The organism is Microbacterium oxydans (genome assembly GCF_006540085.1).
In the GTDB taxonomy this organism is placed as follows: Bacteria; Actinomycetota; Actinomycetes; order Actinomycetales; family Microbacteriaceae; genus Microbacterium; species Microbacterium oxydans.
Genome location: NZ_BJOG01000004.1, coordinates 206,515 through 233,362 on the forward strand (window position 1 = coordinate 206,515; position 26,848 = coordinate 233,362).

Annotated in this window: 25 protein-coding genes and 2 tRNA genes; 19 read left to right on the top strand and 8 right to left on the bottom strand. The window is 68.0% G+C overall.

From position 1 onward, the window contains the following. Positions 1–29: 29 nt before the first annotated feature. Together MOX01_RS08915 and MOX01_RS08920 are read right to left on the bottom strand one after the other, a co-directional pair. Entirely contained in the window at positions 30–1,232 is a 1,203-nt protein-coding gene (locus tag MOX01_RS08915; protein WP_141369324.1) for a hypothetical protein, read from the bottom strand. A 109-nt stretch (positions 1,233–1,341) separates the two neighbouring features. Beyond that, positions 1,342–1,415 (bottom strand) — tRNA-Gly (locus MOX01_RS08920). Positions 1,416–1,524: 109 nt separating this feature from the next. Here MOX01_RS08920 and MOX01_RS08925 point away from each other — a divergent pair. From MOX01_RS08925 to MOX01_RS08975, 11 genes are all read left to right on the top strand, one after another. Next, positions 1,525–1,598 (top strand) — tRNA-Pro (locus MOX01_RS08925). A gap of 63 nt (positions 1,599–1,661) precedes the next feature. Further along, a complete protein-coding gene (tig, locus tag MOX01_RS08930; RefSeq protein WP_058632254.1) occupies positions 1,662–3,167 on the top strand; it encodes a trigger factor in 1,506 nt (501 codons plus the stop codon). A 72-nt stretch (positions 3,168–3,239) separates the two neighbouring features. Next, complete coding sequence (locus tag MOX01_RS08935; protein ID WP_058632255.1) at positions 3,240–3,734, top strand: tetratricopeptide repeat protein; 495 nt, start codon at positions 3,240–3,242, stop codon at positions 3,732–3,734. A gap of 81 nt (positions 3,735–3,815) precedes the next feature. Further along, positions 3,816–4,412 carry an ATP-dependent Clp protease proteolytic subunit gene (locus MOX01_RS08940; RefSeq protein WP_017830295.1) on the top strand — a complete coding sequence of 199 codons (597 nt, stop codon included), beginning with the start codon at positions 3,816–3,818 and terminating at the stop codon, positions 4,410–4,412. Between the two features lie 20 nt (positions 4,413–4,432). Further along, on the top strand, positions 4,433–5,074 hold the full coding sequence (locus MOX01_RS08945; RefSeq protein ID WP_046749265.1) for an ATP-dependent Clp protease proteolytic subunit: 642 nt from the start codon (positions 4,433–4,435) through the stop codon (positions 5,072–5,074). 148 nt (positions 5,075–5,222) lie between these two features. Next, positions 5,223–6,158 (top strand): sugar-binding transcriptional regulator, encoded by a 936-nt coding sequence (locus tag MOX01_RS08950; protein WP_230977914.1) that lies wholly within the window; start codon positions 5,223–5,225, stop codon positions 6,156–6,158. Then, positions 6,155–7,156 (top strand): deoxyribose-phosphate aldolase, encoded by a 1,002-nt coding sequence (deoC, locus tag MOX01_RS08955; protein WP_141369326.1) that lies wholly within the window; start codon positions 6,155–6,157, stop codon positions 7,154–7,156. Before MOX01_RS08950 ends, deoC begins: the two co-directional genes overlap by 4 nt. A 13-nt stretch (positions 7,157–7,169) precedes the next feature. After that, positions 7,170–8,612, top strand: coding sequence for an aldehyde dehydrogenase family protein (locus MOX01_RS08960; RefSeq protein WP_058632256.1), 1,443 nt, complete (start codon positions 7,170–7,172; stop codon positions 8,610–8,612). Beyond that, positions 8,609–9,460 (top strand): aldehyde dehydrogenase family protein, encoded by an 852-nt coding sequence (locus MOX01_RS08965; RefSeq protein ID WP_046749263.1) that lies wholly within the window; start codon positions 8,609–8,611, stop codon positions 9,458–9,460. Before MOX01_RS08960 ends, MOX01_RS08965 begins: the two co-directional genes overlap by 4 nt. A 176-nt stretch (positions 9,461–9,636) precedes the next feature. Further along, positions 9,637–10,905, top strand: a complete 1,269-nt coding sequence (gene clpX, locus MOX01_RS08970; protein ID WP_046749262.1) for an ATP-dependent Clp protease ATP-binding subunit ClpX — start codon at positions 9,637–9,639, stop codon at positions 10,903–10,905. Continuing rightward, positions 10,902–11,438 (top strand): NUDIX hydrolase, encoded by a 537-nt coding sequence (locus MOX01_RS08975; protein WP_141369328.1) that lies wholly within the window; start codon positions 10,902–10,904, stop codon positions 11,436–11,438. Before clpX ends, MOX01_RS08975 begins: the two co-directional genes overlap by 4 nt. 33 nt (positions 11,439–11,471) lie before the next feature. Here the strand turns inward: MOX01_RS08975 and MOX01_RS08980 are convergent, their stop codons facing one another. From MOX01_RS08980 to MOX01_RS08990, 3 genes are read right to left on the bottom strand one after another with little or no spacing between them, the layout of a single operon-like run. After that, positions 11,472–11,969 carry a GyrI-like domain-containing protein gene (locus tag MOX01_RS08980; protein WP_141369330.1) on the bottom strand — a complete coding sequence of 166 codons (498 nt, stop codon included), beginning with the start codon at positions 11,967–11,969 and terminating at the stop codon, positions 11,472–11,474. Positions 11,970–11,988: 19 nt separating this feature from the next. Further along, a complete protein-coding gene (locus tag MOX01_RS08985) occupies positions 11,989–14,040 on the bottom strand; it encodes a M3 family metallopeptidase (RefSeq protein WP_141369332.1) in 2,052 nt (683 codons plus the stop codon). A 31-nt stretch (positions 14,041–14,071) separates the two neighbouring features. Then, complete coding sequence (locus tag MOX01_RS08990) at positions 14,072–14,989, bottom strand: LysR family transcriptional regulator (RefSeq protein WP_046749259.1); 918 nt, start codon at positions 14,987–14,989, stop codon at positions 14,072–14,074. A gap of 99 nt (positions 14,990–15,088) precedes the next feature. On the opposite strand from MOX01_RS08990, the gene tdh reads away from it, so the two are divergent. Genes tdh through MOX01_RS09010 form a run of 4 tightly spaced genes read left to right on the top strand, consistent with a single transcriptional unit; the run spans position 15,089 to position 18,197 of the window. Then, a complete protein-coding gene (gene tdh / locus MOX01_RS08995; RefSeq protein WP_141369334.1) occupies positions 15,089–16,132 on the top strand; it encodes an L-threonine 3-dehydrogenase in 1,044 nt (347 codons plus the stop codon). Next, positions 16,132–17,310, top strand: a complete 1,179-nt coding sequence (locus MOX01_RS09000) for a glycine C-acetyltransferase (protein ID WP_141369336.1) — start codon at positions 16,132–16,134, stop codon at positions 17,308–17,310. Before tdh ends, MOX01_RS09000 begins: the two co-directional genes overlap by 1 nt. A gap of 54 nt (positions 17,311–17,364) precedes the next feature. Then, a complete protein-coding gene (locus MOX01_RS09005) occupies positions 17,365–17,982 on the top strand; it encodes an ArsR/SmtB family transcription factor (protein ID WP_046749256.1) in 618 nt (205 codons plus the stop codon). Next, positions 17,979–18,197 (top strand): hypothetical protein, encoded by a 219-nt coding sequence (locus tag MOX01_RS09010; protein WP_058632262.1) that lies wholly within the window; start codon positions 17,979–17,981, stop codon positions 18,195–18,197. The genes MOX01_RS09005 and MOX01_RS09010 overlap by 4 nt, the downstream gene beginning before the upstream one ends. Before the next feature lie 82 nt (positions 18,198–18,279). Here the strand turns inward: MOX01_RS09010 and MOX01_RS09015 are convergent, their stop codons facing one another. Then, entirely contained in the window at positions 18,280–18,495 is a 216-nt protein-coding gene (locus MOX01_RS09015; RefSeq protein ID WP_046749254.1) for a hypothetical protein, read from the bottom strand. Next, positions 18,495–21,110, bottom strand: coding sequence for a valine--tRNA ligase (gene valS / locus MOX01_RS09020; RefSeq protein ID WP_141369338.1), 2,616 nt, complete (start codon positions 21,108–21,110; stop codon positions 18,495–18,497). The genes MOX01_RS09015 and valS overlap by 1 nt, the downstream gene beginning before the upstream one ends. A 170-nt stretch (positions 21,111–21,280) precedes the next feature. On the opposite strand from valS, the gene MOX01_RS09025 reads away from it, so the two are divergent. Genes MOX01_RS09025 through MOX01_RS09040 form a run of 4 tightly spaced genes read left to right on the top strand, consistent with a single transcriptional unit; the run spans position 21,281 to position 26,178 of the window. Beyond that, positions 21,281–22,891, top strand: coding sequence for an ABC transporter substrate-binding protein (locus tag MOX01_RS09025; RefSeq protein ID WP_061016398.1), 1,611 nt, complete (start codon positions 21,281–21,283; stop codon positions 22,889–22,891). 25 nt (positions 22,892–22,916) lie between these two features. Further along, complete coding sequence (locus tag MOX01_RS09030; RefSeq protein ID WP_127012100.1) at positions 22,917–23,864, top strand: ABC transporter permease; 948 nt, start codon at positions 22,917–22,919, stop codon at positions 23,862–23,864. Continuing rightward, complete coding sequence (locus tag MOX01_RS09035; RefSeq protein ID WP_046749250.1) at positions 23,861–24,673, top strand: ABC transporter permease; 813 nt, start codon at positions 23,861–23,863, stop codon at positions 24,671–24,673. Before MOX01_RS09030 ends, MOX01_RS09035 begins: the two co-directional genes overlap by 4 nt. Further along, positions 24,670–26,178, top strand: a complete 1,509-nt coding sequence (locus MOX01_RS09040; protein ID WP_141369340.1) for an ATP-binding cassette domain-containing protein — start codon at positions 24,670–24,672, stop codon at positions 26,176–26,178. The genes MOX01_RS09035 and MOX01_RS09040 overlap by 4 nt, the downstream gene beginning before the upstream one ends. Here MOX01_RS09040 and MOX01_RS09045 read toward each other — a convergent pair. Continuing rightward, entirely contained in the window at positions 26,168–26,818 is a 651-nt protein-coding gene (locus MOX01_RS09045) for a pentapeptide repeat-containing protein (protein ID WP_141369342.1), read from the bottom strand. The two genes, MOX01_RS09040 and MOX01_RS09045, sit on opposite strands and share 11 nt — an antisense overlap. Positions 26,819–26,848: the final 30 nt, after the last annotated feature.

A 26,848-nucleotide genomic window follows, 5' to 3' on the forward strand; every position in this document is an offset into this window, starting at 1 on the left:
GCGGCGGCTTCTTCCGTATCAGGCGGCGGTCAGCGGCAGCCCGCCGCCGCATCGATGTAGCTCTGCGGCGGGTACCCGTACGCCCAGACGCCGTTCGCATCATCGGTGTAGCCCATGCTGATGGCCCACGCCGTCGCCCACTTCTCGATGCTGTCCTGCGTGGAGGAGTCGTACATGCTCTGGCACCTCACGCTGATCGCGTGCCCCACCTCGTGCGCGATCAGTGCCTTGCTGCGAACGGCCGGCCACTGCTCGGCGACCGAGTTCGAGAACGCGATGGTCGCCCGCCCCGACTCGCCCCACCACCAGGTCGTGTAGCCGCCCATGCTGCCGTTGTAACCGGCGCCGCTGACGACCGGCGCCCAGTCGAAGTCCAGGAGCACGCCGGGCGCGAGGGAGCGGGCGAACGCTTCGATCTCGAGCCGGGAGTTCAGGAGCGGGCCTGCCTTCTCCGCCAGTTCTTCGCTCTCGGTGGCGACGACCTGCGCCGCCGCGGTCTGCAGGGCGAGGTAGGCGGCTGCGGTGCCTTCGTCGAGCGTCGTCGCGGCGGTGGCATCGGCGGCGGCGTCGCGTAGCGCGATCACCGCGTCGTTGCGGGCCGACAGATGTGCCGCTTCGAATCCAGGCGCAGCCGCTCCGGCCGTCGTGATCACTGCGAGGCCGCTCTCCGTCATCGCCGTGTGCGCCGACGAGACGTCGCCGGCCGCGCCGGCGACGTCGACGGACAGGTCCTCCACTTCGTCACGTCGCTGTTCGAGCTCCGAGGTGGCACCGAACAGTTCCCAGAACCAGTCGGGCTTCTCGCTCAGCGGAGCGATCGCCACGGAGACCACGCCGTCCGCGTCTGACGCGGTAGCGGTGCCCTCCTCGACGGCAGAGGCCAAGCTCGCGTGCAGTTCGTCGGGCACGGAGATCGGCTGATCGCCCCCTGCAACCACCTGGCCCGCTGCGTCGGTGACGGTTCGCAGTTCAGCGATGTCGGCGCGGAGCTGCGTCTTCGAGGTCGTTGTCGTCTGTGCTGCGCTCTCGTAGCGGGACGCCGCATCGTCGTAACCGAGGTTCGCGCTCACCTGGACGATGGCCAACGCCGCGATCAGCGCGGCGCCGCCGAGCAGGCCGATGACGAGCCCAGGCCGTCTCCTCCGACGCGACCGTGTCGGCGTGGAGGACGAGGCCCCGGAAGAGAAGACGACGGGAAGCTGATGCCCGCCGTCGCGGGGCGACTGACCCATTCGATGATGCCTTCCGGTCGGAGCCTGCGTGCAGCGATGCTGTCAGCGTATTCGACGAGGCGACCGGAAATGCGGAAGGCCCCCGCCGTATGGCGGGGGCCTTCTCGAGTGGAGGGGCTGACGGGAATCGAACCCGCATCATTAGTTTGGAAGACTAAGGCTTTACCACTAAGCTACAGCCCCGGAATCCGAGCCTCGAAAGGTTCGGTTACCGACTCATCGACTATACCGGACTCTGACGCATGCTCCTGTCCGTTAGACTCGGTGGGGCTGAATCCGCATGCGGATTCCCCGGGGCGTAGCTCAGTTTGGTAGAGCGCCCGCTTTGGGAGCGGGAGGTCGCAGGTTCAACTCCTGTCGCCCCGACACGGCCCCCACGGACCTTACAGCCGCGATTCGAAGCGGAAATCACAAGGAGAACACACCAGCATGGCGAACAGCACCGTCGAGAAGCTGACCCCGACCCGGGTCAAGCTCACCATCACGGTCACCCCGGACGACCTCAAGCCCAGCATCGCTCACGCGTACGAGCACATCGCTCAGGACGTCCAGATCCCCGGCTTCCGCAAGGGCAAGGTCCCGGCACCGATCATCGACCAGCGCATCGGTCGCGGCGCGGTCATCGAGCACGCCGTGAACGAAGGCCTGGACAAGTTCTTCCGCGAGGCGACCAACGAGCACAAGCTGCGCGTCGTGGGGCGCCCGGCGGCCGACATCACGCAGTGGCCGAACGAGAAGGACTTCTCGGGTGACCTGCTCGTGGACATCGAGGTCGACGTCCGTCCCGACATCGAGCTGCCCTCTTACGACGGCATCACCGTGACCGTCGACGCTGTCGAGGCCGATGACGCTGCGCTCGACGCCGAGCTCGACAACATGCGCGCCCGCTTCGGCACGCTCGTGCCGGTCGACCGGCCTGCCGCGAAGGGTGACTTCGTCGAGCTCGACCTCGTCGCCACGATCGACGGCGCCGAGATCGACCGCGCCGAGGGCGTCTCCTACGAGATCGGCTCGGGCGAGCTGCTCGAGGGCATCGACGACGCGATCGAGTCGCTCACCGCGGGTGAGGACACCACGTTCCGCTCCGCTCTCGTCGGTGGCGACCACGCCGGGTCCGAGGCCGAGGTCTCCGTGACGGTCAAGGCGGTCAAGGAGCGCGAGCTTCCCGAGGCCGACGACGACTTCGCGCAGATCGCGAGCGAGTTCGACACGATCGCCGAGCTCCGTGAGAGCCTCGCGGAGCGCGTCGCTCAGCAGGGCGTGTTCACGCAGGGCTCCGCCGCACGCGACAAGCTCGTCGAGGTGCTGCTCGAGCAGATCGAGATCCCGGTTCCGCCGCAGCTCATCGAGGACGAGGTGCACAACCACCTCGAGGGCGAAGGCCGTCTCGAGGACGACGTGCACCGCGCCGAGGTCACCGAGGCCAGCGAGAAGCAGTTCCGCACGCAGGTTCTTCTCGACACGATCGCCGAGCAGGCCGACGTGCAGGTCTCGCAGGAGGAGCTCTCGCAGTACCTCATCCAGTCGGCTGCCCAGTACGGCATGGCCCCGCAGGAGTTCGTCGAGGCGCTGCAGTCCTCGAACCAGCTCCCGGCGCTCGTCGGCGAGGTCGCCCGGAACAAGGCGCTCGCGATCGCGCTCGGCAAGGTGAAGGTCGTCGACAGCAACGGCAAGCCCGTCGATCTGTCCGACTTCATCGTCACCGACGACGAGGCCGAGTCTGCGGACGCGGACTCCGCGGAAGCCGAGGAGAAGCCGGCGAAGAAGGCTCCTGCCAAGAAGCCCGCCGCCAAGAAGGCTCCGGCGAAGAAGGCCGCCGAGGCCGACGACGCCGAGAAGCCCGCCGCTGAGAAGGCTCCGGCCGAGAAGGCTCCGGCCAAGAAGCCTGCTGCCAAGAAGGCTCCGGCCAAGAAGGCGGCCGACAAGGCCGAGTGATCGAACACGATCCAGTGAAGAGGGCGGGTGCTGCGGCGTCCGCCCTCTTTTCCATCCGAGGAGAGGGCAGCGATGAAGACGTGGGATGAGCGCATCGACGAGGTGTGGGACGACGCGACGGGCGAAGCGGTGGGTGACGACACGATCAGCCGCATCGACGCCCTCGCCGCTGAGCGCGGCCCTGACGACGCTCGCGCGGAGTTCGAGCGCGGCGGTGCACGGGATTCCGCTGGCCGGCCGGCGGAGGCTGTCGCCCTGTATCGACGCGCGCTGGCTCTGGGGTTGGATGGTGAGCATCGTCCGCAGTGCGTGATCCAGATGGCCAGTTCGCTCCGGAATCTCGGCGAGTACGACGAAGCACTCGCCGTGATCCGTGCCGAGGAGGAGCTCGCGCCCGACGGCCCCTATCGCGACGCCGTCGCCTGCGTGCATGCCCTCATCCTGGCCAGCGCCGGGCGCCCGGCAGAGGGTCTCTCCGTGGCACTGCTCGCCCTCGTCCCGCATCTGCCGCGCTACCACCGTTCGATGACGGCCTATGCCCACGAGATCGCGGACGCCGACACCTGATATGCCGACGGCGAACACGGCCTGGGCGCTGCGTTGTCGCCGGTAGATTCGAATCACTGAAACACGGAATCAGGAGCTGACATGGCTGCAGAACCCCTCCTCGCAACGAGCGTCTTCGACCGGTTGCTGAAGGACCGCATCATCTGGCTGGGGTCGGAGGTGCGCGACGAGAACGCGAACGAGATCTGCGCGAAGATCCTTCTCCTCGCCGCAGAAGACTCCGAGCGAGACATCTACCTCTACGTGAATTCGCCCGGCGGATCGATCACCGCGGGCATGGCGATCTACGACACGATGCAGTTCGTGCCGAACGACATCGTCACGGTCGGCATCGGAATGGCCGCCTCCATGGGGCAGCTGCTGTTGACCGCCGGCACCAAGGGCAAGCGGTACATCACGCCCAACGCACGCGTGCTGCTGCACCAGCCCCACGGCGGGTTCGGCGGAACGTCGAGCGACATCCAGACGCAGGCGCAGCTCATCATGTCGATGAAGAACCGCCTCGCCGAGATCACCGCTGCCCAGACCGGCAAGTCGGTCGAGCAGATCAACGCCGATGGTGACCGCGACCGCTGGTTCACGGCCGAGGAAGCGCTCGAGTACGGCTTCGTCGATCACATCCGCGAATCGGCCTCCGACGTCATCGGCGGCGGCGGAACCGACCAGGACACCGAGTAACGGAAAGCGAAAGGACGCTCATGTACACACCCACCTTCCGCTCAGCCGGTGACCTGCCTTCCAGCCGCTACGTGCTGCCGCAGTTCGAAGAGCGCACCGCCTACGGCTTCAAGCGCCAGGACCCGTACAACAAGCTGTTCGAAGACCGCGTGATCTTCCTCGGCGTGCAGGTCGACGACGCCTCGGCCGACGACGTGATGGCACAGCTCCTCGTTCTGGAGAGCCAGGACGCCGAGCGCGACATCACGATGTACATCAACTCGCCTGGTGGTTCGTTCACCGCGATGACGGCGATCTACGACACGATGCAGTACGTCGCGCCGCAGATCCAGACCGTGGTGCTCGGCCAGGCGGCTTCGGCTGCGGCCGTGCTGCTCGCTGCCGGTGCGCCGGGCAAGCGTCTCGCGCTCCCGAACGCCCGCGTGCTCATCCACCAGCCCGCGATGGGGGAGGCCGGCCACGGCCAGGCGTCCGACATCGAGATCCAGGCCGCGGAGATCCTCCGCATGCGCACCTGGCTGGAGGAGACGCTCGCGGGACATACCAACCGCACCCCGGAGCAGGTGAACCGCGACATCGATCGTGACAACATCCTCTCCGCCGCACAGGCGCTGGAGTACGGCATCGTCGACCAGGTGCTCACGACGCGCAAGCGCGTCTGACCCGATCGATCGAAGGGCGTCCGTCATCCGACGGGCGCCCTTCGTCGTGCCCGGCGGATGTGCACGACCCGACGACAAAGTGCGCATATGAGCACTGTGGTGCGCGAACGCTGATGAGGGCCTACTCTGGAGGAGGAAGGAGGAAGCCGTGGAAGAAGATCTGCTCATGGTCCGCGTCGCCGAGCTGTACTACGACGAGGACAAGACCCAGGACGAGATCGGCGGACTCCTCAAGATCTCGCGCTGGAAGGTCGGCCGTCTGCTGACCCAGGCCCGCGAACGCGGCATCGTCCGCATCGAGATCGTGCACCCGCGCGCCCGCCGACTCGGCCTGGAGCGGCTTCTCGTCGAGCGCTTCGGCCTCACCGATGCCGTGGTCGTGCCGGCTCCGGAAGGCGATGACGGCACCCTCGAACGTGTCGCTCAGGCCGCAGCCGACTTCCTGACCGCGCTGCGCCCCGTTCCCCGCACCCTCGGGGTGAGCTGGGGCCGTACACTCCGTGCCGTGGCCGAGTCGCTTCCGGACGGCTGGGCGAACGGCGTGACCGTGGTGCAGCTCAACGGGGGAGTGAGCCTGAACCGACGCTCCGGAGGCGCAGCAGGCCTCGCCGTCACGATCGCCCAGCGCGCTTCGGGGCAAGTCTCACTGCTGCCGAGCCCGGCCATCCTCGAGCGCGTGGAGACGAAGCAGGCGATCGAGTCCGACCGCACCGTCGCCGCCGTCCTCGAAGAGGCAGCCGAGGCCCAGGCGTTCCTTTTCACCGCCGGACCCTGCGATGCCTCGTCCGCCCATGTCGAGAACGGCTACCTCAGTGCGGAGGATGTCGAAGAGCTCGCACGACGCGGCGCCGTCGGCGACGTCCTCGGGCGCTACGTCGACGCGGAGGGCAACATCGTCGACTCGCAGCTCGATGCACGGACCGTCGGAGTCTCTCTCGACCGTCTGCGCGGAGCCGCTCGTGCGATCTTCGTGACGGCGGGCCCCGCCAAGCACGACATCGCACGCACCGTGGTCACCAGCGGCCTGTGCGGCGTTCTGGTGACCGATGAGACCACAGCACGAGCATTGTTGGAGGAACAGTGACGACCAAAGAACTCAGTCGCAGGGCGGCGGTGGACGTTCTGGGCGGCGAGCCCGACGACGCCACGCTCCGGCGATTCCTGCACGGACTTCCCGGCGTGGATGCCGTCGGTCTGGAGCAGCGCGCTGCCGGGCTCGGCACGCGGTCGATCAAGACCACCTCGAAGGCGTGGGCGCTCGACACGATCATCAAGCTGATCGACCTCACGACGCTCGAGGGAGCTGACACTCCCGGAAAGGTGCGCTCTCTCGTGGCCAAGGCGAAGAATCCGGACGCCGCGGATCCTTCGACCCCGCGGGTCGCAGCGGTCTGCGTGTACGGTGACATGGTCGGCGACGCGGTGACCGCGCTAGGCGGGATGCACGGTGACCCCGATGACGGCCTGATCTCCGTCGCGGCCGTCGCCACGGCATTCCCCAGCGGACGCTCCTCGCTTGCGATCAAGCTCGCCGACACCGCCGAGGCGGTGGCTGCGGGCGCCGATGAGATCGACATGGTGATCGATCGTGGAGCGTTCCTGTCCGGCCGGTACGGCCTGGTCTTCGACCAGATCGCCCAGGTCAAGGAGGCCTGCCGTCGTGAGGACGGTTCGTACGCCTCGCTCAAGGTGATCCTGGAGACCGGCGAGCTGAACACCTACGACAACATCAAGCGCGCCTCGTGGCTGGGCATCCTGGCGGGAGGGGACTTCATCAAGACCTCGACCGGCAAGGTGCAGCCCGCAGCCACCCTCCCGACGACGCTCCTCATGCTGGAGACCGTGCGCGACTGGTACCGCGGCACCGGAGAGAAGATCGGTGTGAAGCCGGCCGGTGGCATCCGCTCGTCGAAGGATGCGGTGAAGTATCTCGTCACCGTCGCCGAGACCGTCGGCGAGGAGTGGCTCCAGCCGCACCTCTTCCGCTTCGGCGCCTCCAGCCTCCTCAACGACGTGCTCCTGCAGCGACAGAAGCTCAGCTCCGGCCACTACTCGGGCCCCGACTACGTCACGATCGACTGACGGGAAGACGAACATGTCATTTCTGGAATACGCTCCCGCACCGGAGTCCACCGCGGTCCTGAACCTCAAGGACAGCTACGGGCTGTTCATCGACGGCGAGTTCGTCGACGGCTCCGGCACGCCGTTCAACACCATCTCACCGGCGACCGAGAAGCACATCGCCGAGATCGCTTCGGCGAGTGATGAGGACGTCGACCGTGCGGTCGCCGCCGCGCGTCGCGCCTACGAGAAGACCTGGTCGAAGATGAGCGGTCGCGACCGAGGGAAGTACCTCTTCCGCATCGCCCGCCTCGTGCAGGAGCGCGCCCGTGAGCTCGCCGTCGCCGAGAGCCTCGACAACGGCAAGCCGATCAAGGAGAGCCGCGACGTCGACGTGCCGCTCGTCGCCTCCTGGTTCTTCTACTACGCGGGCTGGGCCGACAAGCTCGATCACGCGGGACTGGGCGCGAACCCGCGGGCTCTCGGCGTCGCGGGTCAGATCATCCCGTGGAACTTCCCGCTGCTGATGCTGGCCTGGAAGATCGCTCCCGCTCTCGCCGCCGGCAACACGGTGGTGCTCAAGCCGGCCGAGACGACGCCCCTCACCGCGCTGATCTTCGCCGAGATCCTGCAGCAGGCCGACCTTCCGGCCGGTGTCGTCAACATCGTGACGGGTGCCGGAGCGACGGGCTCTGCGCTCGTGCGTCACCCCGACGTCGACAAGGTGGCCTTCACCGGTTCGACCGGTGTCGGACGGGACATCGCCCGGGCTGTCGCCGGCACTCCGAAGAAGCTGACGCTCGAACTGGGCGGCAAGGCCGCGAACATCGTGTTCGACGACGCCCCCATCGATCAGGCGGTCGAAGGCATCGTGAACGGCATCTTCTTCAACCAGGGCCACGTCTGCTGCGCCGGAAGCCGACTGCTCGTGCAGGAGTCGATCCACGACGAGGTCGTCGATCGGCTCAAGTCGCGCCTGTCGACCCTCCGCCTCGGCGACCCTCTCGACAAGAACACCGACATCGGCGCGATCAACTCCGCAGCGCAGCTCGCCCGCATCCGTGAGCTGAGCGACATCGGCGAGGCCGAGGGCGCAGAGCGCTGGACGGCGGACTGCGCGATCCCGGAGCAGGGCTTCTGGTTCGCGCCGACGATCTTCACCGGCGTCGAGGCGTCGCACCGCATCGCCCGCGACGAGGTCTTCGGGCCTGTGCTCTCGGTGCTCACCTTCCGCACACCGGCCGAGGCGATCGCGAAGGCGAACAACACGCCGTACGGCCTCTCGGCCGGGATCTGGTCCGACAAGGGATCGCGCATCCTCGCGGTGGCCGATCGCCTGCGTGCCGGTGTCATCTGGGCGAACACCTTCAACCGCTTCGACCCGTCGAGCCCGTTCGGCGGCTACAAGGAGTCCGGATACGGTCGCGAGGGCGGCCGTCAGGGGCTCACCGCCTACCTCAAGGGAGCCGCAGCATGAGCAAGCGACTGACCGTGCCGAAGACCTACAAGCTCGCGATCGGCGGAGCGTTCCCGCGGAGCGAGTCCGGCCGCACGTACGAGGTGCTCTCCTCCAAGGGGGCCTTCCTCGCGAACGCCGCGAAGGGCTCTCGCAAGGATGCCCGTGACGCCGTCGTCGCCGCTCGCGCGGCGGTGAAGGGCTGGTCGGGGGCGACCGCCTACAACCGCGGACAGGTGTTGTACCGCGTCGCAGAGGTGCTCGAGGGTCGCCGTGCGCAGTTCATCGACGAGATCTCGGCGCAGGAGGGCGTGTCGTCCGCCGCTGCGGCCGCGCAGGTCGATGAGGCGATCGATCTCTGGGTCTGGTACGCCGGCTGGTGCGACAAGTACGCCCAGGTGGCGGGCAACGCGAACCCCGTCTCCGGGCCGTACTTCAACATCTCCGTGCCGGAGCCGACGGGCGTCGTCGCGATCATCGCACCGCAGGACTCGGCGCTGCTCGGCCTGGTGTCGGTCGTTGCTCCCGCGCTGGTCGCCGGGAACACCGTGGTCGTCATCGCGAGTGAGCAGCACCCGCTCTCGGCCATCAGCCTCGCCGAGGTCCTCGTCACCAGCGATGTCCCCGGTGGCGTCGTCAACGTGCTGACGGGTTCGCCGGCGGAGATGGCTCCATGGCTGGCATCCCACCAGGACGTGAACGCCCTCGACCTCGCGGGTGCCGGCGCCTTGGATTGGGTGGACATGCAGATCGCCGCAGCGGAGACGCTCAAGCGTGTGCTTACCCCCGGTGAGGTCGTCGCCTCGCCGGAACGGATCGGCGCCTTCACCGAGGTGAAGACCGTCTGGCACACGAAGAGCATGGTCTGACCGAACAGTCGATCTCGCGAAGGGGTCGGCAGCCGTCGCCCGGAGAAGGCGCCAGACGGCTGTCGATCCCTTCGCCGTCCAATGGGCGCGATGTCGAGTGCCCTCAATGCGGCCCGGTGTCGTAAGCAGCGGTTAGGCTCGAAGGACGATCTCTGATCCCCCCTAGGAGGACGCGCATGGCCCGCATCGGTGAAAGCGCTGACCTGTTCAAATGCTCTTTCTGTGGAAAGAGCCAGAAGCAGGTGCAGCAGCTCATCGCCGGCCCCGGTGTGTACATCTGCGACGAGTGCGTCGAACTGTGCAACGAGATCATCGAAGAGCGCATGGCCGAGTCGTCTGCCGACGGGGTCGCCGAGTTCGAGCTTCCCAAGCCGCGTGAGATCTTCTCCTTCCTTGAGGAGTACGTCGTCGGCCAGGAGCCGGCCAAGCGCGCTCTTTCCGTCGCCGTCTACAACCACTACAAGCGCGTTCGCGCCCACGGCACTCTTCAGACCGCTGAGCAGAAGGCCGAAGAGGTCGAGATCGCCAAGAGCAACATCCTGCTCATCGGCCCGACCGGCTGTGGGAAGACGTATCTCGCACAGACGCTCGCGAAGCGGCTGAACGTCCCGTTCGCCGTTGCCGATGCCACCGCTCTGACCGAGGCCGGCTATGTCGGCGAAGACGTCGAGAACATCCTCCTCAAACTCATCCAGGCCGCCGACTACGACGTCAAGCGCGCCGAGCAGGGCATCATCTACATCGACGAGGTCGACAAGATCGCCCGCAAGGCGGAGAACCCCTCCATCACGCGCGACGTCTCGGGCGAGGGCGTCCAGCAGGCGCTCCTGAAGATCATCGAGGGCACGGTCGCCTCGGTGCCGCCCCAGGGCGGTCGCAAGCACCCGCACCAGGAGTTCCTGCAGATCGACACGTCCAACGTGCTGTTCATCGTCGCCGGAGCCTTCGCGGGTCTCGAAGACATCGTGTCGGCCCGCGTCGGCAAGCATGGAATCGGCTTCGGTGCTCCGCTGCACGACAAGGGCAAGGACCTCGACCTGTTCAGCGAGGTGCTTCCGGAAGACCTGCACAAGTTCGGGCTGATCCCCGAGTTCATCGGGCGTCTGCCGGTCGTGACCAACGTGTCACCGCTCGACCAGGATGCGCTGATCGACATCCTGACGGGCCCGCGCAACGCGCTGGTGAAGCAGTATCAGCGGATGTTCGAGATCGACGGCGTGCAGCTCGAGTTCGAAGAAGAGGCACTGCGCTCCATCGCCGACCTCGCCGTCGAGCGCAAGACCGGTGCTCGCGGTCTTCGGGCGATCCTGGAAGACGTGCTCGGACCCATCATGTTCGAGATCCCCTCCGCCGAGGACGTGGCGAAGGTCATCGTGACCCGCGCTGCCGTCGACGAAGGCGCACCGCCCACCATCGTGATGGAGCGCAAGCGCAAGAGCGCATGAGCGCGGAGCCGGCTCCCTGGAAGACGGTGGCGCGCGAGACGCTCGTCGCCGACCGGCGGATCCGCCTCCACGCCGACGAGTGCGTGAATGGCAGCGGTGTGTCGATCGCCCCGTACTACGTGCTGGAGTACGGGGACTGGATCTCCGTCCTCGCCCTCGACCGGAACGATGACGCCATAGTCGTCGAAGAGTATCGGCACGGTGCAGGCGTCGTGGCCGTCGGCACCATCGGCGGGGGAGTAGAGCCTGGTGAGTCGCCGGAGGCTGCGGCGCGCCGTGAGCTGCTCGAGGAGACCGGGTATGCCGCCGACGATCTCATCGATCTCGGATCGACCTGGGCGAACTTCGGCAACCACACGAACCGGGTGCATCATTTCCTCGCGCGCGGGTGTGCGCGCGTCGCGGAGCAGTCTCTCGACGACAGCGAGTCGATCGTCGTACATGTGTTGTCGCTCGATGGACTCGGCGACCTCCTCCCGCAGAGCTACCACCAGCTCACCTGGTACAAAGCCATGGACCAGCTCGGACGGTGACTCCGAACGAGGCTCTGCGCGTGACGGGTTTCGTCAGCCGATCGGCATGATCAGGTCCGTACGCAGTTCTGGTGCCGGAGCGCTCGGGTCGGACACGTAGATCTCGATCCAGATCCCCCCGGGACGAAGCCCCTGCGCCGACGCGCGCTCGACGAGGGCGGCCCATGCGCCACCCAGTTCCTCATAGGAGCCGAACAGCGTGGTCGCGACCGCGGGTCCTGAGGCCAGCGTCGAAGCGACGATGACGCGGCCGCTCGCGGTGGGGATGGGGTTCGCCGGTGCCGTCTGCACGGGGAAGCCGAGTTCCAGGTCGAAGACGCCCATCGGATCGCCGTGATACACCGCGAGTGCCGGGCCGGTCGGGACGAGCACGCCTCCGGCGAAGGTGAGCGCGATCGCCGAGTAGCCGGCGTCGAACGCCTCCGGGAGATCGGCGAGGCGGATGCCCTCGTGGCGGATGACGGCGAGGGGGACGGACTCGAGGTCGAGGCGGTCCGCAGGACCGAACGGGGCGTCGCGAAAGGCGTTCATGCGCTCAGCGTCTCACGCCTCAGTCGCCCAGTCCACGCCTCTTCAGGAGCGGATCGATATCCGCATCGCGGCCCCGGAAGTCGCGGTACGCCTCGAGAGGATCCTTGGAACCTCCCACGCCGAGGAGTCGTGCGCGGAATCTGTCGCCGTTCGCCCGGGTGAGACCACCGTTCTCTCGGAACCAGTCGACCGTGTCGGCGTCGAGCACCTCGCTCCAGATGTACGAGTAGTACCCCGCGCTGTAGCCGCCGGCGAACACGTGGGCGAAGTAGGTGGATGAGTACCGCGTCGGCACGGTCGGGTCTTTCAGGCCGATGTCCGCCAGAGCGGCGGCCTCGAAAGCGGCGACGTCGTCGACCTCGGCATCCGTGCCGAGACGATGCCAGGCCTGGTCCAACCATGCGGCAGCCAGATACTCGCTGGTCGCGTGCCCCTGATCGAACGTCTCGGTCGCTCGCAGGCGCTCGACGATCGAGGGATCGAGTGGAGCGCCGGTCTCGTGGTGACGCGCGTAGTTCTCGAGGACCTCCGGCCACAGGATCCACATCTCGTTCACCTGGCTCGGGAACTCGACGAAGTCGCGGAACACGTTCGTCCCCGCGAAGTGTGGGTAGGTGACAGTCGCGAAGAGGCCGTGCAGAGCGTGTCCGAACTCGTGGAACAGCGTGGTCACCTCGTCGAGCGTCAGGAGCGTCGGCTCCCCTTCTCCGGGAAGCGGCACGTTCAGGTTGTTGACCACGACCGGAGCGGTGCCGCGGAGTCGCGACTGGCTGACGATCGCATTCATCCACGCGCCGCCGCGCTTGGAATCGCGCGTGTACAGATCGAGCACGTAGAGACCGACCGGCGAGCCGTCGGCGTCGCGCACCTCGAAGACGCGCGCGCCGGGGTGATACGCGGCGAGGTCATCGCGCTCGGAGAACGTGACGCCGTAGAGCTGCGTCGCCGCGAAGAAGACGCCATCCTGGAGCACGCGCTCCGCTTCGAACCAGGGCCGAAGCGCGCTGGAGTCGATGTCGTATCGTGCAGTGCGCACCCGCTCGGTGTAAAAGGCCCAGTCGTGCGCCTCGACCGGGAACGGGATCTGCTCGGTCTCGTCGACGATCGTCTGCAGAGCTGCGCGTTCGGCCAGGGCGTTGCGCGCGGATGGTCCGGCGAGGCGTCGGAGCATCCGCTCGACCGCCTCCGGGCTTCCTGCCGTCTCATCCGCGGTCACGGCGGCAGCGTGCGAGTCGTAGCCGAGCAACTGTGCACGCTCCGCCCGCAGACGCACGATCGCGAGAAGGACCGGACGGTTGTCGTTCGCGTTGTCGCGAGACCCGCGTGCGAGCGAGGCCGCCATGATGCGACGTCTCGATTCCCGCGGGCGCAACTGCGCCAGAGCAGGGTGGCCTGTGAAGAGCGGGAGGGTGATCAGGAGCTTTCCGTCCAAGTCCCTGTCCGTGGCGGCACGTGCGGCAGCGGAGAGCTCTCCCGCGCTCAATCCGTCGAGCTCGTCGGCCGTGTCGAACACCACGGCCAGGTCGTTGGTGTCGTTCAGCAGGTTGCGCTCGAACGTGTTGGTCAGGGTCGACAGCTTCTGGTTCATGGCGGTCAGCCGCGCCTTCGCTTCGTCGTCGAGGCCCGCACCGGCCAAGGTCATCTCGCGATGACGGCGCTCCACGAGGTACCGCTGCTCCGGATCGAGGTTCAGCGCGTCGAGCTGCTCGTACACCTGCTGTACACGCCAGTAGAGCCGGCTGTCGAGCGTGATCGCATCCTCATGCGCTGCCATGAGCGGCGCGAGCTGCTCGTCGATCTCCTGGATCTCGGGCGTCGCATCGGCCGAACTCACCGTGTAGAAGGTGTGCGCGACACGATCCAGCAGCTCGCCGGATCGCTCCAGCGCCTCAAGGGTGTTCTCGAACGTGGGCATCGAGCGCACCACGGTGATGCGCTCGATCTCGCGGAGCTGCTCCTCGAAACCCGCCTGGAAAGCGGGGAGATAGTGCTCCGGCCGAATCGCGGCGTAGTCGGGGAGCCCGTAGGGAAGCGTCGACGGCAGCAGCAGCGGATTGGTGGCGTCGGTCATCCTCCGAGCCTATCCACCGCGCCGGGCGTGCTCAGGACCCGCTCTCGCTCAGGCGCGTCATCACGCCGCGAAGGGCTTCCACGACCACGCGGACCGATCGACGACGAAGTGTCTCGGGCCGCGCGAGCACGTCGATCATCCGGTGCGTGCTCACACCTTCGAGAGGGACGCGCACGAGGTCGCGGTCGTCGACGCTGCGCGAGGTGAAGCGCGGTAGCATCCCGATCACCCCTCCGGCGGCCACGACGGCCGACACCGCGCCGTAGTCGTTGATGCGGTGTTGGATGTCGACGGGCCGATGGGCCACCGCCGATACGGCACGGAGCACGTCGTCGGGGGAGTAGCCGATGCGACTGGTGACCCATCGCTCTCCTGCGACGTCGGCCGGTGTGAGGCTGGCACGACCGGCGAGCGGATGTGAGGCCGCTACCGCCACGTCCAGGGGCTCGCGGATCAGGGTGAGGCTGCGCACACCCTGCGCGGGCCACGGTTCGGAATGCTCCATGCGGTGCGCGAGCACGAGGTCGTAGCGTGCTGTGAGCGCAGGGAAATCCGTCTGCGCGACATCCTCGTCCGTGAGCTGCACCGATGGCGCGTTCGCTGCGGACGACAGCTCCCGCACGAGTGCTCCGAACAGCGCCTGCCCGACGCTGTGGAACCCGCTGATGCTCACGACTCCCGTCGCAGAACCCTCGAAGTCGTCCAGGGCGTGTCGTGCCGCCGCCATGGCGTCGATCGCCTCGGCGCCGGCAGTCGCCAGTACTTCGCCGGCGGGTGTGAGGGCGAGCGTGCGCCCGACTCTGCGGGTCAGCGGTGTCGGCACACCACGCTGCAGGGTTGCGAGCTGCTGGGAGACGGCAGAAGGAGTGACTCGGAGCGCGTCGGCCACGGCGGTCACACTGCCGAGGGCGCCGAGCTCTCTCAGGATCTGCAACTGATGGAGTTCCACGAGAACAGTTTAGCGGCGGCTACATGGACGGTGCAGACGATGCCGATTGATCTACAACCGTGGATGCGATGTGATCGAGATCATGAAGGCACTGTCCGCATGAGAGCACTGTTCAAAGGCGCGCCTGGCGCGGGGCTCGAGCTGGTCGAGCGTCCCGAACCGAAGGCCGGCGCCGACGAGGTCGTCATCCGGGTGCTGCGCACCGGCATCTGCGGAACCGATCTACACATCCTCCGCTGGGATGACTGGGCGGCGTCGGCGATCGCCGCCCCGCTGATCCCCGGTCACGAGTTCTACGGCGAAGTGGTGGAGGTCGGACCCGGCGTGCACGACATCTCCGTGGGTGATCGCGTCTCCGGTGAAGGCCACATCGTCTGCGGGACGTGTCGCAACTGCCGGGCAGGGCGCCGGCAGATGTGCATCCGGACGATCGGTCTCGGTCTGCAGCGGGACGGTGCGTTCGCGGAGTACCTCGCGCTCCCTGCGGCGAACGTGTGGGTGCACCACGCCGAGGTGACTCCCGAGCTCGGCGCGATCTTCGATCCGCTCGGCAACGCGGTCCACACGGCGCTCACGTACCCGCTCGTCGGAGAAGACGTGCTCGTCACCGGCTGCGGCCCGATCGGGCTCATGGCCATCGCCGTCGCCAGGCACGCCGGGGCGCGGTTCATCACCGCGACGGATGTCAGCGCACCGCGTCTGGAGATGGCTCGTCGGATGGGCGCCGACGAAATCGTCGACGTCTCGGTCCGCGATATCAGGGAGGCGCAGCAGGCGCTCGGAATGCGCGAGGGTTTCGACATCGGATTCGAGATGAGCGGTGCGCCATCGGCCCTCCCCGCCATGATCGACAACATGAACCACGGTGGGCGTATCGCGATGCTGGGTCTGCCGAGTGCCGGGTTCGGGATCGACTGGGGCAAGCTCGTCACCCACATGCTCACGATCAAGGGGATCTACGGACGCGAGATGTTCGAGACGTGGAACGCCATGGGGGCGATGCTGCAGACCAGTGCGCCCCTGCGGGATGCCATCGGCCGAGTGATCGCCGAAGTCGTCCCCGCTCGTGAATGGGAACGCGGATTCGCCGCCGCCGAATCGGCGGGAACGGGCAAGATCATCCTCGACTGGACGGAGTTGTGATGTACGGGACCTTTCAGAAGCATGTGTCGGACGAGCTGGCGGCGATCGAGGAGGCCGGCCTGACCAAGCGCGAGCGCGGTATCCGCGGGCCGCAGAACGCCGAGATCACCGCTGACGGCGCTGACGTGCTGAACTTCTGCGCGAACAACTACCTCGGTCTCGCCGACGATCCGCGCATCCTCTCGGCCGCGACGACGGCCCTGGAGGAGTGGGGCTACGGCCTCGCGAGTGTGCGCTTCATCTGCGGCACGCAAGAGCAGCACCTCGAGTTGGAGCGCCGCCTCGCCGACTTCCTCGGCACAGACGAGGCCATCCTGTACTCGTCGTGCTTCGACGCGAACGGGGGAGTGTTCGAGACACTCTTCGGACCCGAGGACGCCATCATCTCCGATGAGCTGAACCACGCCTCGATCATCGACGGCATCCGACTCTCGAAGGCGAGGCGGCTTCGTTACCGCAACCGGGACATGGCCGATCTCGAGGCGCAGCTGCAGGCGGCAACGGACGCCCGATTCCGTGTGATCGTGACGGACGGCGTGTTCTCGATGGACGGCTACATCGCGCCTCTCGCCGAGATCTGCGATCTCGCCGACCGTTACGACGCTCTCGTCTTCGTCGACGATTCCCATGCGGTCGGTTTCGTCGGCGAGAACGGTCGTGGCACACCGGAGCTCTGCGGAGTAGCCGATCGTGTCGACATCTACACCGGAACCTTCGGCAAGGCGCTCGGGGGCGCATCGGGCGGGTACGTCGCCTCGCACGCCGAGACCGTGGCTCTGCTGCGTCAGCGTTCTCGTCCCTACCTGTTCTCGAACACTCTCGCCCCCGCGATCGTCGCCGGCACGCTGACCGCCCTCGATCTCGTCGAAGGGTCCGCGGACCTTCGGTCGCGGCTGCGTGCGAACGCGTCGCTGTTCCGCGAGCGCATGACGGCGGAGGGCTTCGATCTGCTTCCGGGCGAACACCCCATCGTCCCCGTCATGTTCGGGGACGCGGCGAAGACGGCGCGGATCGCTCAGGAGATGCAGGCGCGTGGCATCTACGTGACCGCGTTCAGCTTCCCGGTCGTGCCGCGCGGCCTGGCACGGATCCGCGTGCAGCTGTCGGCGGTGCACACGGCGGAGCAGATCGAGTATTGCGTCGGCGCCTTCGTCGCCGCGCGCGACGCAATCGACTGAGCACATGCAAAGAAAAGCTTGCAAAGAACTCTTTGCAAGGGTATCTTTGCATTCATGACGAACGAGACGCAGGTCAGGACGCTCGACGCCAGCGCGCTCAAGGCGCTGGCACACCCACTGCGGGTCAAGATCTTCGACATCCTCGCGGCGCGAGGTCCGCAGACCGCCAGCTCCCTTGCGGCCCTCGTGGGAGAGACATCGGGATCCACCAGCTATCACCTGCGTGCGCTTGCAGCTCACGACCTGATCCGAGAGGTGGAGGGGCGAGGCACGGCGAGGGAGCGATGGTGGGAACGGCCCAAGGGGCGCATCGACGTGCCCGGCCCCGATGAGATGACCTCGCCGGCGAACCGCGCCGCGGCGCAGATCGTCACCTCGGAGTTCTTCCGCGTCCGCCACGAGACCCTCATGAGCTACCTGAACCGACCGCAGGCCGAGGTCCCCGAAGCGTGGCGAGACGTCGGGATCACGATCACCACGCACCTCGACATGACACCGGAGCAGGCGATGTCGCTCCGCGAGGAACTCGAAGCCATCGTCGAGAGCGCCATCGAGCGGTACCGGGGCCAGGAGGGGCCGGACGTGCGGCGGGTTTCGCTCCGCGCCGAGCTCTTCGATCTGCCGACCCCGCGCACGACCTCGCCCGCCGTCGACAACGAGGAGGCATCATGACCGCGGCAACTCTCCATCTCGTCGCACCGACGCGAACCGAGCGTCGGCTGCTCCGACTGGCCGATCGGCTGACGGCGTACGTCGAGAATCGGATCTCACATCGCGCGGAGCGGCGTGAGCTCTCGCTCGATCTGCTGCGCGAACAACAGACCCGCCGGCAGGACCCCCGTGCCGTCGACCATGCCCTCGCGCAACGGGGAGTGACCCGCCGCTGACGCCATGGCCCGGGGCCGCGCGACGAGACCCCCTGATATCCGCACGGGTATCAGAGGGTCTCGTCCCGATGGCGGGTGCGGTTCAGTCGGCGAACGGGCGGGCGACGACCTCACCGGACGCGGTCTGGAGGACCTCCCAGCCGGCGTCGAGCTCGGCGATCGCACGCCCTTCCAGCCAGGTGAGGGTCCAGTGGCCGGTGAGGCCCTGGGACTCGACCTCGGCGATGGCGGGACGCAGCGCTTCGGGGACGGAGGCGGGCGGCTGTGCACCCGCGGCCCAGCGCGTGCCGAGCTGCATCAGGAGGCCTCGACCGGGGCGAGCTCGATCGCGGTGACCGCGAACTCCTCCGCCTCGGTGATCTCGAGCTCGGCGATGCGGCCGACCGCGCGGAGGTCGTCCGCCGCGGCGCGCAGGGCCTCGACCTTCGCTGCGGGAGCGGCGATGGCGGCACGGGAGACCGGGGTCTTCTGCGACGCCTTCGCCTCGGTCTTCGCGCGCCGGATGCCGATGAGCGCCTCGCTCGCGGCGGCCAGCACGGCCGGGTCGCCCTCGATGCCGAGCTTCTCGGGCCACGCTGCGGTGTGCACGGAGCCCGCCTCGAACCACGACCAGGCCTCCTCCGTGGCGAAGGAGAGCACCGGCGCGAGCAGGCGGAGAAGCGTGGACAGCGCCAGACGCAGCGCGAGGGCGGCCGAGGCCTGGCCCACGTCGTTCTGGTTGTAGGCGCGCTCCTTCACGAGCTCCAGGTAGTCGTCGCAGAACGTCCAGAAGAACGCCTCGGTCAACTCCAGCGCCCTGGCCGCGTCGTACCGGTCGAAGGCGGCGGTCGCCTCGGCCACCACCCCGTCGAGCGCCGTGAGCATCGAGGCGTCGAGCGCGTGCGTCACCTGCGCGCCCGCGGGCACCGGGAACGACAGCACGAACTTCGCGGCGTTGAGCACCTTGATGGCGAGACGCCTGCCGATCTTCACCTGGGTCGGGTTCTGCGGGTCGAAGGCCGCGTCCATGCCGAGTCGGCTCGAGGCCGCCCAGTACCGCACCGCGTCAGAGCCGTGGGTGTCGAGCACGTCGGCCGGGGTGACGACGTTGCCCTTCGACTTCGACATCTTCTTGCGGTCGGGGTCGACGATGAAGCCGGAGATGGCGGCGTTCTTCCATGGGGTGCGGCCGTCTTCGAGCGTGGAGCGCAGCATGGTCGAGAAGAGCCAGGTGCGGATGATGTCCTGTCCCTGCGGGCGCAGATCGAACGGAGCAGTGAGCTGCCACAGCTCCTCGTCGCGCTGCCAGCCGCCCGCGAGCTGCGGGGTCAGGGAGGACGTCGCCCAGGTGTCGAGGATGTCGGCCTCGGCATCGAACCCGCCCGGCACCCCGCGCTGCTGCTCGGTGTAGCCCGCCGGGACATCCGTGGTCGGGTCGATGGGCAGCGCGGCCGCATCCGGGGTGAGCACCCGGTCGTAGTCGCGCTCGCCGTTCTCGTCCAACGCGTACCAGAGCGGGATCGGCACGCCGAAGAACCGCTGCCGGGACACGAGCCAGTCGCCGGTGAGGCCGCCGACCCAGTTCTCGTAGCGGACCCGCATGAAGTCGGGGTGCCACGCCAGCTCGGTTCCGTGCGCGAGGAGCTGGTCGCGCAGCTCGCCGTCGCGGGCGCCGTTGCGGATGTACCACTGCCGGGTCGAGACGATCTCGAGCGGGCGGTCGCCCTTCTCGAAGAACTTCACGGCGTGCTGGAAGGGCTTGCCGACGGCGGTCATGTCGCCGGTCTCCTGCAGCTTCTCCACGATCGCCTTGCGGGCGCTGAAGACGGTCTTGCCCGCCACGTTCTCCACGTACCAGGAACGCGCGTCGGGGTCTGTGACGATCGACGGCGCCTCGGCGAGGAAGCGGCCGTCGAGACCGATCGCCGTCATGTTCGGCAGGGACTCGCCGGCGGTGGTGCGCAGCTCGCGCCACCAGATGATGTCGGTCACATCGCCGAAGGTGCAGACCATCGCCGCACCGGTGCCCTTCTCGGGCTGGGCGAGGTGGTGGCCGTGGATCTCGATCTCGGCGCCGAAGTACGGCGTGCGCACCTTGGTGCCGATGAGGTGCTTGTGCGGCCCCTCGGGGTGGGTCACGATCGCGATGCACGCCGGGAGGAGCTCCGGGCGCGTGGTGTCGATCGCGATGGAGCCGGAGCCGTCAGCGAAGGGGAACTCGATCGTGTGGTACGCGGCCTGCTGGTCGCGGTCCTCGAGCTCGGCCTGCGCGATCGCGGAGCGGAAGTCGATGTCCCACAGCGTCGGCGCGAGGGCCTGGTATGCCTCGCCGCGCTCGATGTTGCGGAGGAACGCGAGCTGGCTCTGCCGGATCGTGTCGTCGGAGATGGTGCGGTAGGTCTGCGTCCAATCGACGCTCAACCCGAGCTGACGGAACAGGGCCTCGAACTGCTTCTCGTCCTCGATCGTGAGGCGCTCGCACAGCTCGATGAAGTTGCGGCGGCTGATCGGCCGCTGGTCGGCAGCCCGGCTCGACTTGTTGTCGCCGCCCTCGAAGGGAGGGGTGAAGCCGGCGTCGTAGGGGAGAGACGGGTCGCAGCGCACGCCGTAGTAGTTCTGCACGCGGCGCTCGGTGGGCAGGCCGTTGTCATCCCAGCCCATCGGGTAGAACACGGTCTTGCCGCGCATGCGCTCGTACCGCGCCTTGACGTCGGTGTGCGTGTAGGAGAACACGTGGCCGATGTGGAGGCTGCCGGAGGCGGTCGGCGGCGGGGTGTCGATCGAGTAGACGCCCTCACGGCCGAGCTCGGTGGCGCGCAGACGGTCGAACAGGTACGTGCCCTGCTCAGCCCAGGCGGCGTCCCACTTCGCTTCGAGACCTTCGAGTGCTGGCTTGTCGGGAATGGGGTTCTGCGCCGTTTCGGAAGCAGGCATGGAGGTCTCCTCGAGCGATGTATGCGGCACTGTGTGAGCGTGCCTGAGTGTGGGGTGTGCCGAACAGTCTACCGAGCGTCACGGTGACGGGTCGCCGGCGCAGATCGACCCCGTCCAAGAATCAGCCGTAGGATGGAGGGACCCCGACCCGCTCGTCCAGAGGAACCGTCATGCCCGCAAGATCTGTGCGCCGTCTCCTGCCCTTCGCGGCGCTCACCGCTGCCGCTGCGCTGGTACTCAGTGCGTGTGCTGCGCCCGGCGCCGATGGGGAGGGCGGGGAGCTCGTGTGGTCGATCGAGGGCGCGAATCTGTCCGCAGGGCACATGGATCCGCAGGTCAGCCAGCTCGATGTCTCCGGCATGGTGCAGCGGGCGGTGCTCGACTCCCTGGTCTTCCAGGAGGACGACGGATCGTTCAGCCCGTGGCTCGCGAAGAGCTGGGACGTCTCACCGGACAGCACGGAGTACACCTTCACGCTCCGCGACGACGTGACCTTCACCGACGGCGAGAAGTTCGACGCTGCCGCCGTCAAGGCGAACTTCGACCGCATCGTCGACCCCGAGACCGCGTCGGCCCAGGCAGCCAGCATGCTCGGCGCCGATTTCTACGACGGCACCGAGGTCGTCGACGATCACACCGTCAAGGTGACCTTCACGCAGCCCTACGCGCCGTTCCTGCAGGCGGCGAGCACGCCGCAGCTCGGCTTCTACTCGCCTGCCGTGCTGGAGAAGTCGGCCGACAAGCTCAAAGCGGGCGGCCCCGGGATCACCGTCGGCACCGGCCCGTTCGAGCTCACCGAGTACACACCCGACCAGGAGATCGTCTACACCCGCAACGACGACTACGCCTGGGGCCCGCACGACGCTGAGGCTCCGAAGTTCGAGACCCTGCGCGTCGAGATCCAGCCGGAGGCGTCTGTGCGCGCGGGCGTCGTCGAAAGCGGTGAAGCCGACCTGGCCAGCAACATCCCGCCGAACCTCGCGAAGGACCTCGGCGACGGCATCACGGTCGACTCCATCGAGTACCCGGGTCTGCCGTACTCGCTGTATCTGAACGAGAAGTACGGAGTCTTCGCCGACGAGAAGGTGCGTCAGGCGTTCGCCCGTGGCATCGACATCGACGCCGCGGTGGAGGAGATCTACTTCGGGCAGTTCCCGCGGGCGTGGAGCATCCTCGGGTCGACGACTCCGGGCTACGACGCGTCCCTCGAGGGCAGCTGGCCGTTCGACCAGGATGAGGCGAACACGCTCCTCGACGAGGCCGGCTGGACGGCCCGCGACACCGACGGGATCCGCATGAAGGACGGCAAGCGCCTCTCGGTGCGCTGGATCGCCTGGACTCCGGTTCCCGACGACCGTGCCGCGCTGGCCAACGCGATCCAGTCCGACCTCAAGGGGATCGGCTTCGAGGTCGAGCGCGAGGTGCTCGAACCGGGCGCCTACAACGAGCAGTACGAGCCGAAGACGTTCGACCTGACCGACTGGGGCTTCTCCGGTGTCGACCCCGACCTGCTGCGCAGTCACCTGCACACCGACGGGTTCCAGAACGCCTCACAGGTCAGCGACCCCGAGATCGATGCGCTGCTGGAACAGGCCGTCGCGACGAGCGATCAGGACACGCGGAACGGGCTTTACACCCAGCTGCAGGAGTGGAACGCCACGCACACCGCCATCGTGCCGCTGTACAGCCCGTCGGCGATCACGGCCGTCGGCGACCGCGTCGAGGGCGTCGAGTACGACCTGTACGGCCGTCCGCTGTTCTACGATGTGACCGTCGGCTGAACCGCCGGCTGAGCGGAGGGCACGGGTGGTGAAGGCTGCTCTCGTCCGCATCGCCGGCCTGATCGCCTCCGTCGTCATCGTCCTGTGGGGCGCCGCCACCGTCGCATTCCTCGCGTTCCGAGTGATCCCCGGAGATCCCGTGTCGGTGATGCTGGGACCTCAGGCACAGGTGAGTGAGGCGGTCAAGGACGGCATCCGCGCCGACCTGGGACTGGACCGGCCGCCGTGGGAGCAGTACCTCGGTTTCATCGGCCAGCTGGCCCGCGGGGACCTGGGGGAGTCGTACCAGCTGCGGATGCCGGTCACAGAGGTGATCGGACGCCAGCTGGGAGCGACGGTACAGCTCTCCGCGCTCGCACTGGTGATCGCCGTCGTGCTCGCCGTCGGGGTCGCCGTCCTCGTACGCGGCGATGCAGGACGCACGGCCGCCGCGGCGGTGGAGCTGGTGGTGCTCTCGTCTCCGGTGTTCTGGATCGGACTGGTCCTCCTCAGCGTCTTCGCCTTCGGACTGGGGTGGTTTCCGGTCTCCGGAGCCCGCAACCCCGCCACGATCGTCCTCCCGGCGGTGACGCTCGCGCTGCCGGTGGCCGCGCTGCTCAGTCAGGTGCTTCGGGACGGCCTCGTGCAAGCCGAGCGCATGCCGTTCGCTGAGACGGTGCGCGCGCGTGGGGCGAGTCCTTCGTGGTTCACGCTCCGGCACGGACTGCGTCACGGCGCAGCCTCCGCCGTCACGCTCGCCGCCTATCTGACCGGCTCCGTCCTCGGCGGAGCGGTGCTGGTCGAGACCGTGTTCGCCCGACCCGGTCTCGGACGCGTGACGCTCGCGGCGATCAGCGACCGCGATCTTCCGGTCATCACGGGGATCATCCTCCTGAGCGCCGTGGTGTTCGTCACCGTGAACCTGCTGGTCGAGATCGTGCACCCCCTGATCGACCCGCGTATCAGGGCAGCACGTGACCGGAGCACCCGATGAGGCGCGCGCAGACTGTGCTCCTCTGGTCGGCCATCGTGGTGAGCGCCGTGATCGTGTTCGCGGCGCTCTGGCCCGGGGTCCTCGCCACGCACGATCCACTGCAGACCGATGTCCGCTCCGCCCTGCTGCCGCCCGGCGCGGAGCACTTCTTCGGCACCGATCAGAGCGGGCGCGACGTCTACTCGCGGGTGGTCCACGGCGCGGGGAGATCGCTGGGCATCGGGCTCTTCGCCACCGGGGTGGCTCTGGTCCTCGGGCTCATGATCGGCGCGCTCGCCGGGGTCGCACCGCGGGGCGTCGACACCACCGTGATGCGGGTGAACGACGTGCTGATGGCGTTCCCCGAGTTCCTGGTCGCGCTGGTCGTCGTCGCCGTGCTGGGACCGGGACCCGTGAACATCGCGATCGCGGTGACCCTGGCCGCCCTGCCGGTGTACATCCGGTTGGCGCGCGTGCAGACCCAGACGCTCCGCGTCACCGAGCACGTCGAAGCCGCGCGCATCCTCGGCGTCCCGCGCTGGCGCGCTTTCCGCAGGCACGTGCTGCCGGGCGTGCTCGGTGCGCTGAGCGTGCTCGCCACCATCGGCATCGGCTCGAGCATCCTCGCGGCCGCGGGACTCAGCTTCCTGGGCTTGGGTCCCTCAGAGCCGACGCCCGAGTGGGGATTGATGCTCGCCGGGGGCCGCAATGTGCTGGGCCAGGCCTGGTGGATCTCCCTCTTCCCCGGCGTCGCGATCACGCTGACCGTGGTCTCGGCCACCGTCATCGGGCGAATCCTTCGGGCTCGCGCAGACGGGAGGACAGGATGAACGCTGCACTGCAGGTTCGAGGACTCCGCATCTCGTTCGACGGGAAGCAGGTCGTGGATGACGTGTCCTTCGCCGTCGACCGCGGTGAGTGCGTCGCGATCGTGGGGGAGTCCGGCGCCGGCAAGTCCCTCACGGCGCGTGCCCTGCTGGGGCTGACTCCCGCAGCCGCTGACGTCACCCTGGACGGGCTCGTGGTGGACGGGAGGGATGCCGCCGGTCTCTCCGATCGGGCGTGGAGGGGCGTGCGCGGATCGGGAATCGCGCTCATCTCCCAGGACGCGCTGGTCTCCCTCGATCCCCTGCGGCGCATCGAGGCGGAGATCGCCGAGCCGCTCCTCCTCCACAGGGTCGTCCGGGGGCGGGCGCCGCGAGCGACACGTGTGCGGGAGCTGCTGGAGCGCGTGTGGATGCCCGAACCGGAGCGCCGCGCGCGACAGCACCCGCACGAACTCTCCGGAGGTCTGCGGCAGCGTGCGCTCATCGCGTCCGCACTCGCCGCGAACCCGGCCGTCCTCGTGGCGGACGAGCCGACCACCGCGCTCGACGCCACCGTGCAGGCGCGGATCCTCGGACTGCTGCGTGAGATCGCGGACGCGGGGACGGCCCTCGTGTTCATCAGCCACGACTTCGCAGCGGTCCGGAGGATCGCCGATCGTGTCCTGGTGATGCGGAGCGGCGTGGTCGTGGAGTCCGGTCCGGTGGCCGAGGTGCTCGAGAACCCTCGACACGAGTATACGAAGCAGCTCATCGCCGCGACGATCCACGAACCCCGAACCGCTACGCCGACGGATTCCGCATCGGTGCTGAGAGTCGACGGCGTGTCACGGAGCTTCGGCACCGTGCCAGCGGTCGTCGATGCCTCGTTCGTCGTGAGGGATGGGCGGACGCTCGGCATCGTGGGGGAGTCGGGGTCGGGCAAGACCACTCTCGCCCGCATGATCGTCGGCGTCGACGCCCCGGACAGCGGCGCCGTGGAGTGGAACGCACCGCGACGGGTGCAGTTGGTGCATCAGAATCCGCTCGGCGCCTTCGACCCGCGCTGGACGATCGGTCGATCGCTGCGGGAAGCGCTGGAGGCCGGTGGTGTGCCCCGCACCGCGCGCCCTGCTCGGGTGGTCGAACTTCTCGCCGAGGTCGGCCTGGCTCCCGCACTGGCAGGCAGACGTCCGAGTGCCCTTTCCGGCGGACAGAGGCAGCGGGCGGCCATCGCCCGTGCCCTCGCCGCAGATCCTGACGTGCTGGTGCTCGACGAACCCGTCTCCGCGCTCGACCCCTCGGTGCGGGAGCGGGTGCTGCGTCTGCTCGACGGGCTGCAGCGCGAACGCCGGCTGACGATGATCCTCGTCTCCCATGATCTGGATGTCGTGGGATCGGTCGCGGATGACGTGCTGGTGATGCAGGACGGCCGGATCGTGGAGCAGGGGCCGACGTCGGAGGTGTTCGCGGCACCGCAGCACCCGTTCACGAGAGAGCTGATCGACGCGAGCGGCGCCGTCAGTCCTTGACGAGGATGCCGATTCCTGCGGCGAGCACGGGTGCCAGTTGCTGCACCTGGAACGAGGTGAGCGTGGCACCGCGCAGGCTGTTGGCGTCGAGGTAGCCGAGAGCGTCGAGCCCGCGCAGATCGAGGTCTTTCGCCCGCATGCCCCGCGAGTCCACCTCGTCACTCGATGTGGACGTGAAGCGCACTCGCGTGAGCTCGGCCCGCGGCATGTCGATCGTGCGGATGGCGCACCCTGTGATCTCGAGATCGGTGACCTTCGCCGCACCGAGGTTGAGGTAGTCGATGCGCACATCGCGCAGGTCGAACTCCGAGACATGCGCCTCACTGAGGTCGAGGGTCCCGATGCGGCCGCCGTTGATCCGCACTCGCCGCACACCCGCGTCGCGCATGCGCAGCGAGGCGATGCGCACCCCCGACATGTCGACGTCGACGACCGATGCCCCGGTGAGGTCGACGGCATCGGCGTCTGCGCTCACGACGCACTGCTCGACCGTCGAATAGGCGAGGTCGACGGTACCGGCCAGATCGAGTCGAGCGGCGACGAGGTCGGCACTGCGGGCAGCCCGAGCCGGTTCGAGCACCGGCGGCAGATCGGGCGCCGTGACGCGGGGAGACGCGGGGGAGTCGGAGGTGCGGGCCATGTTCCGAGCGTAGGGCGGGCCGACGACATC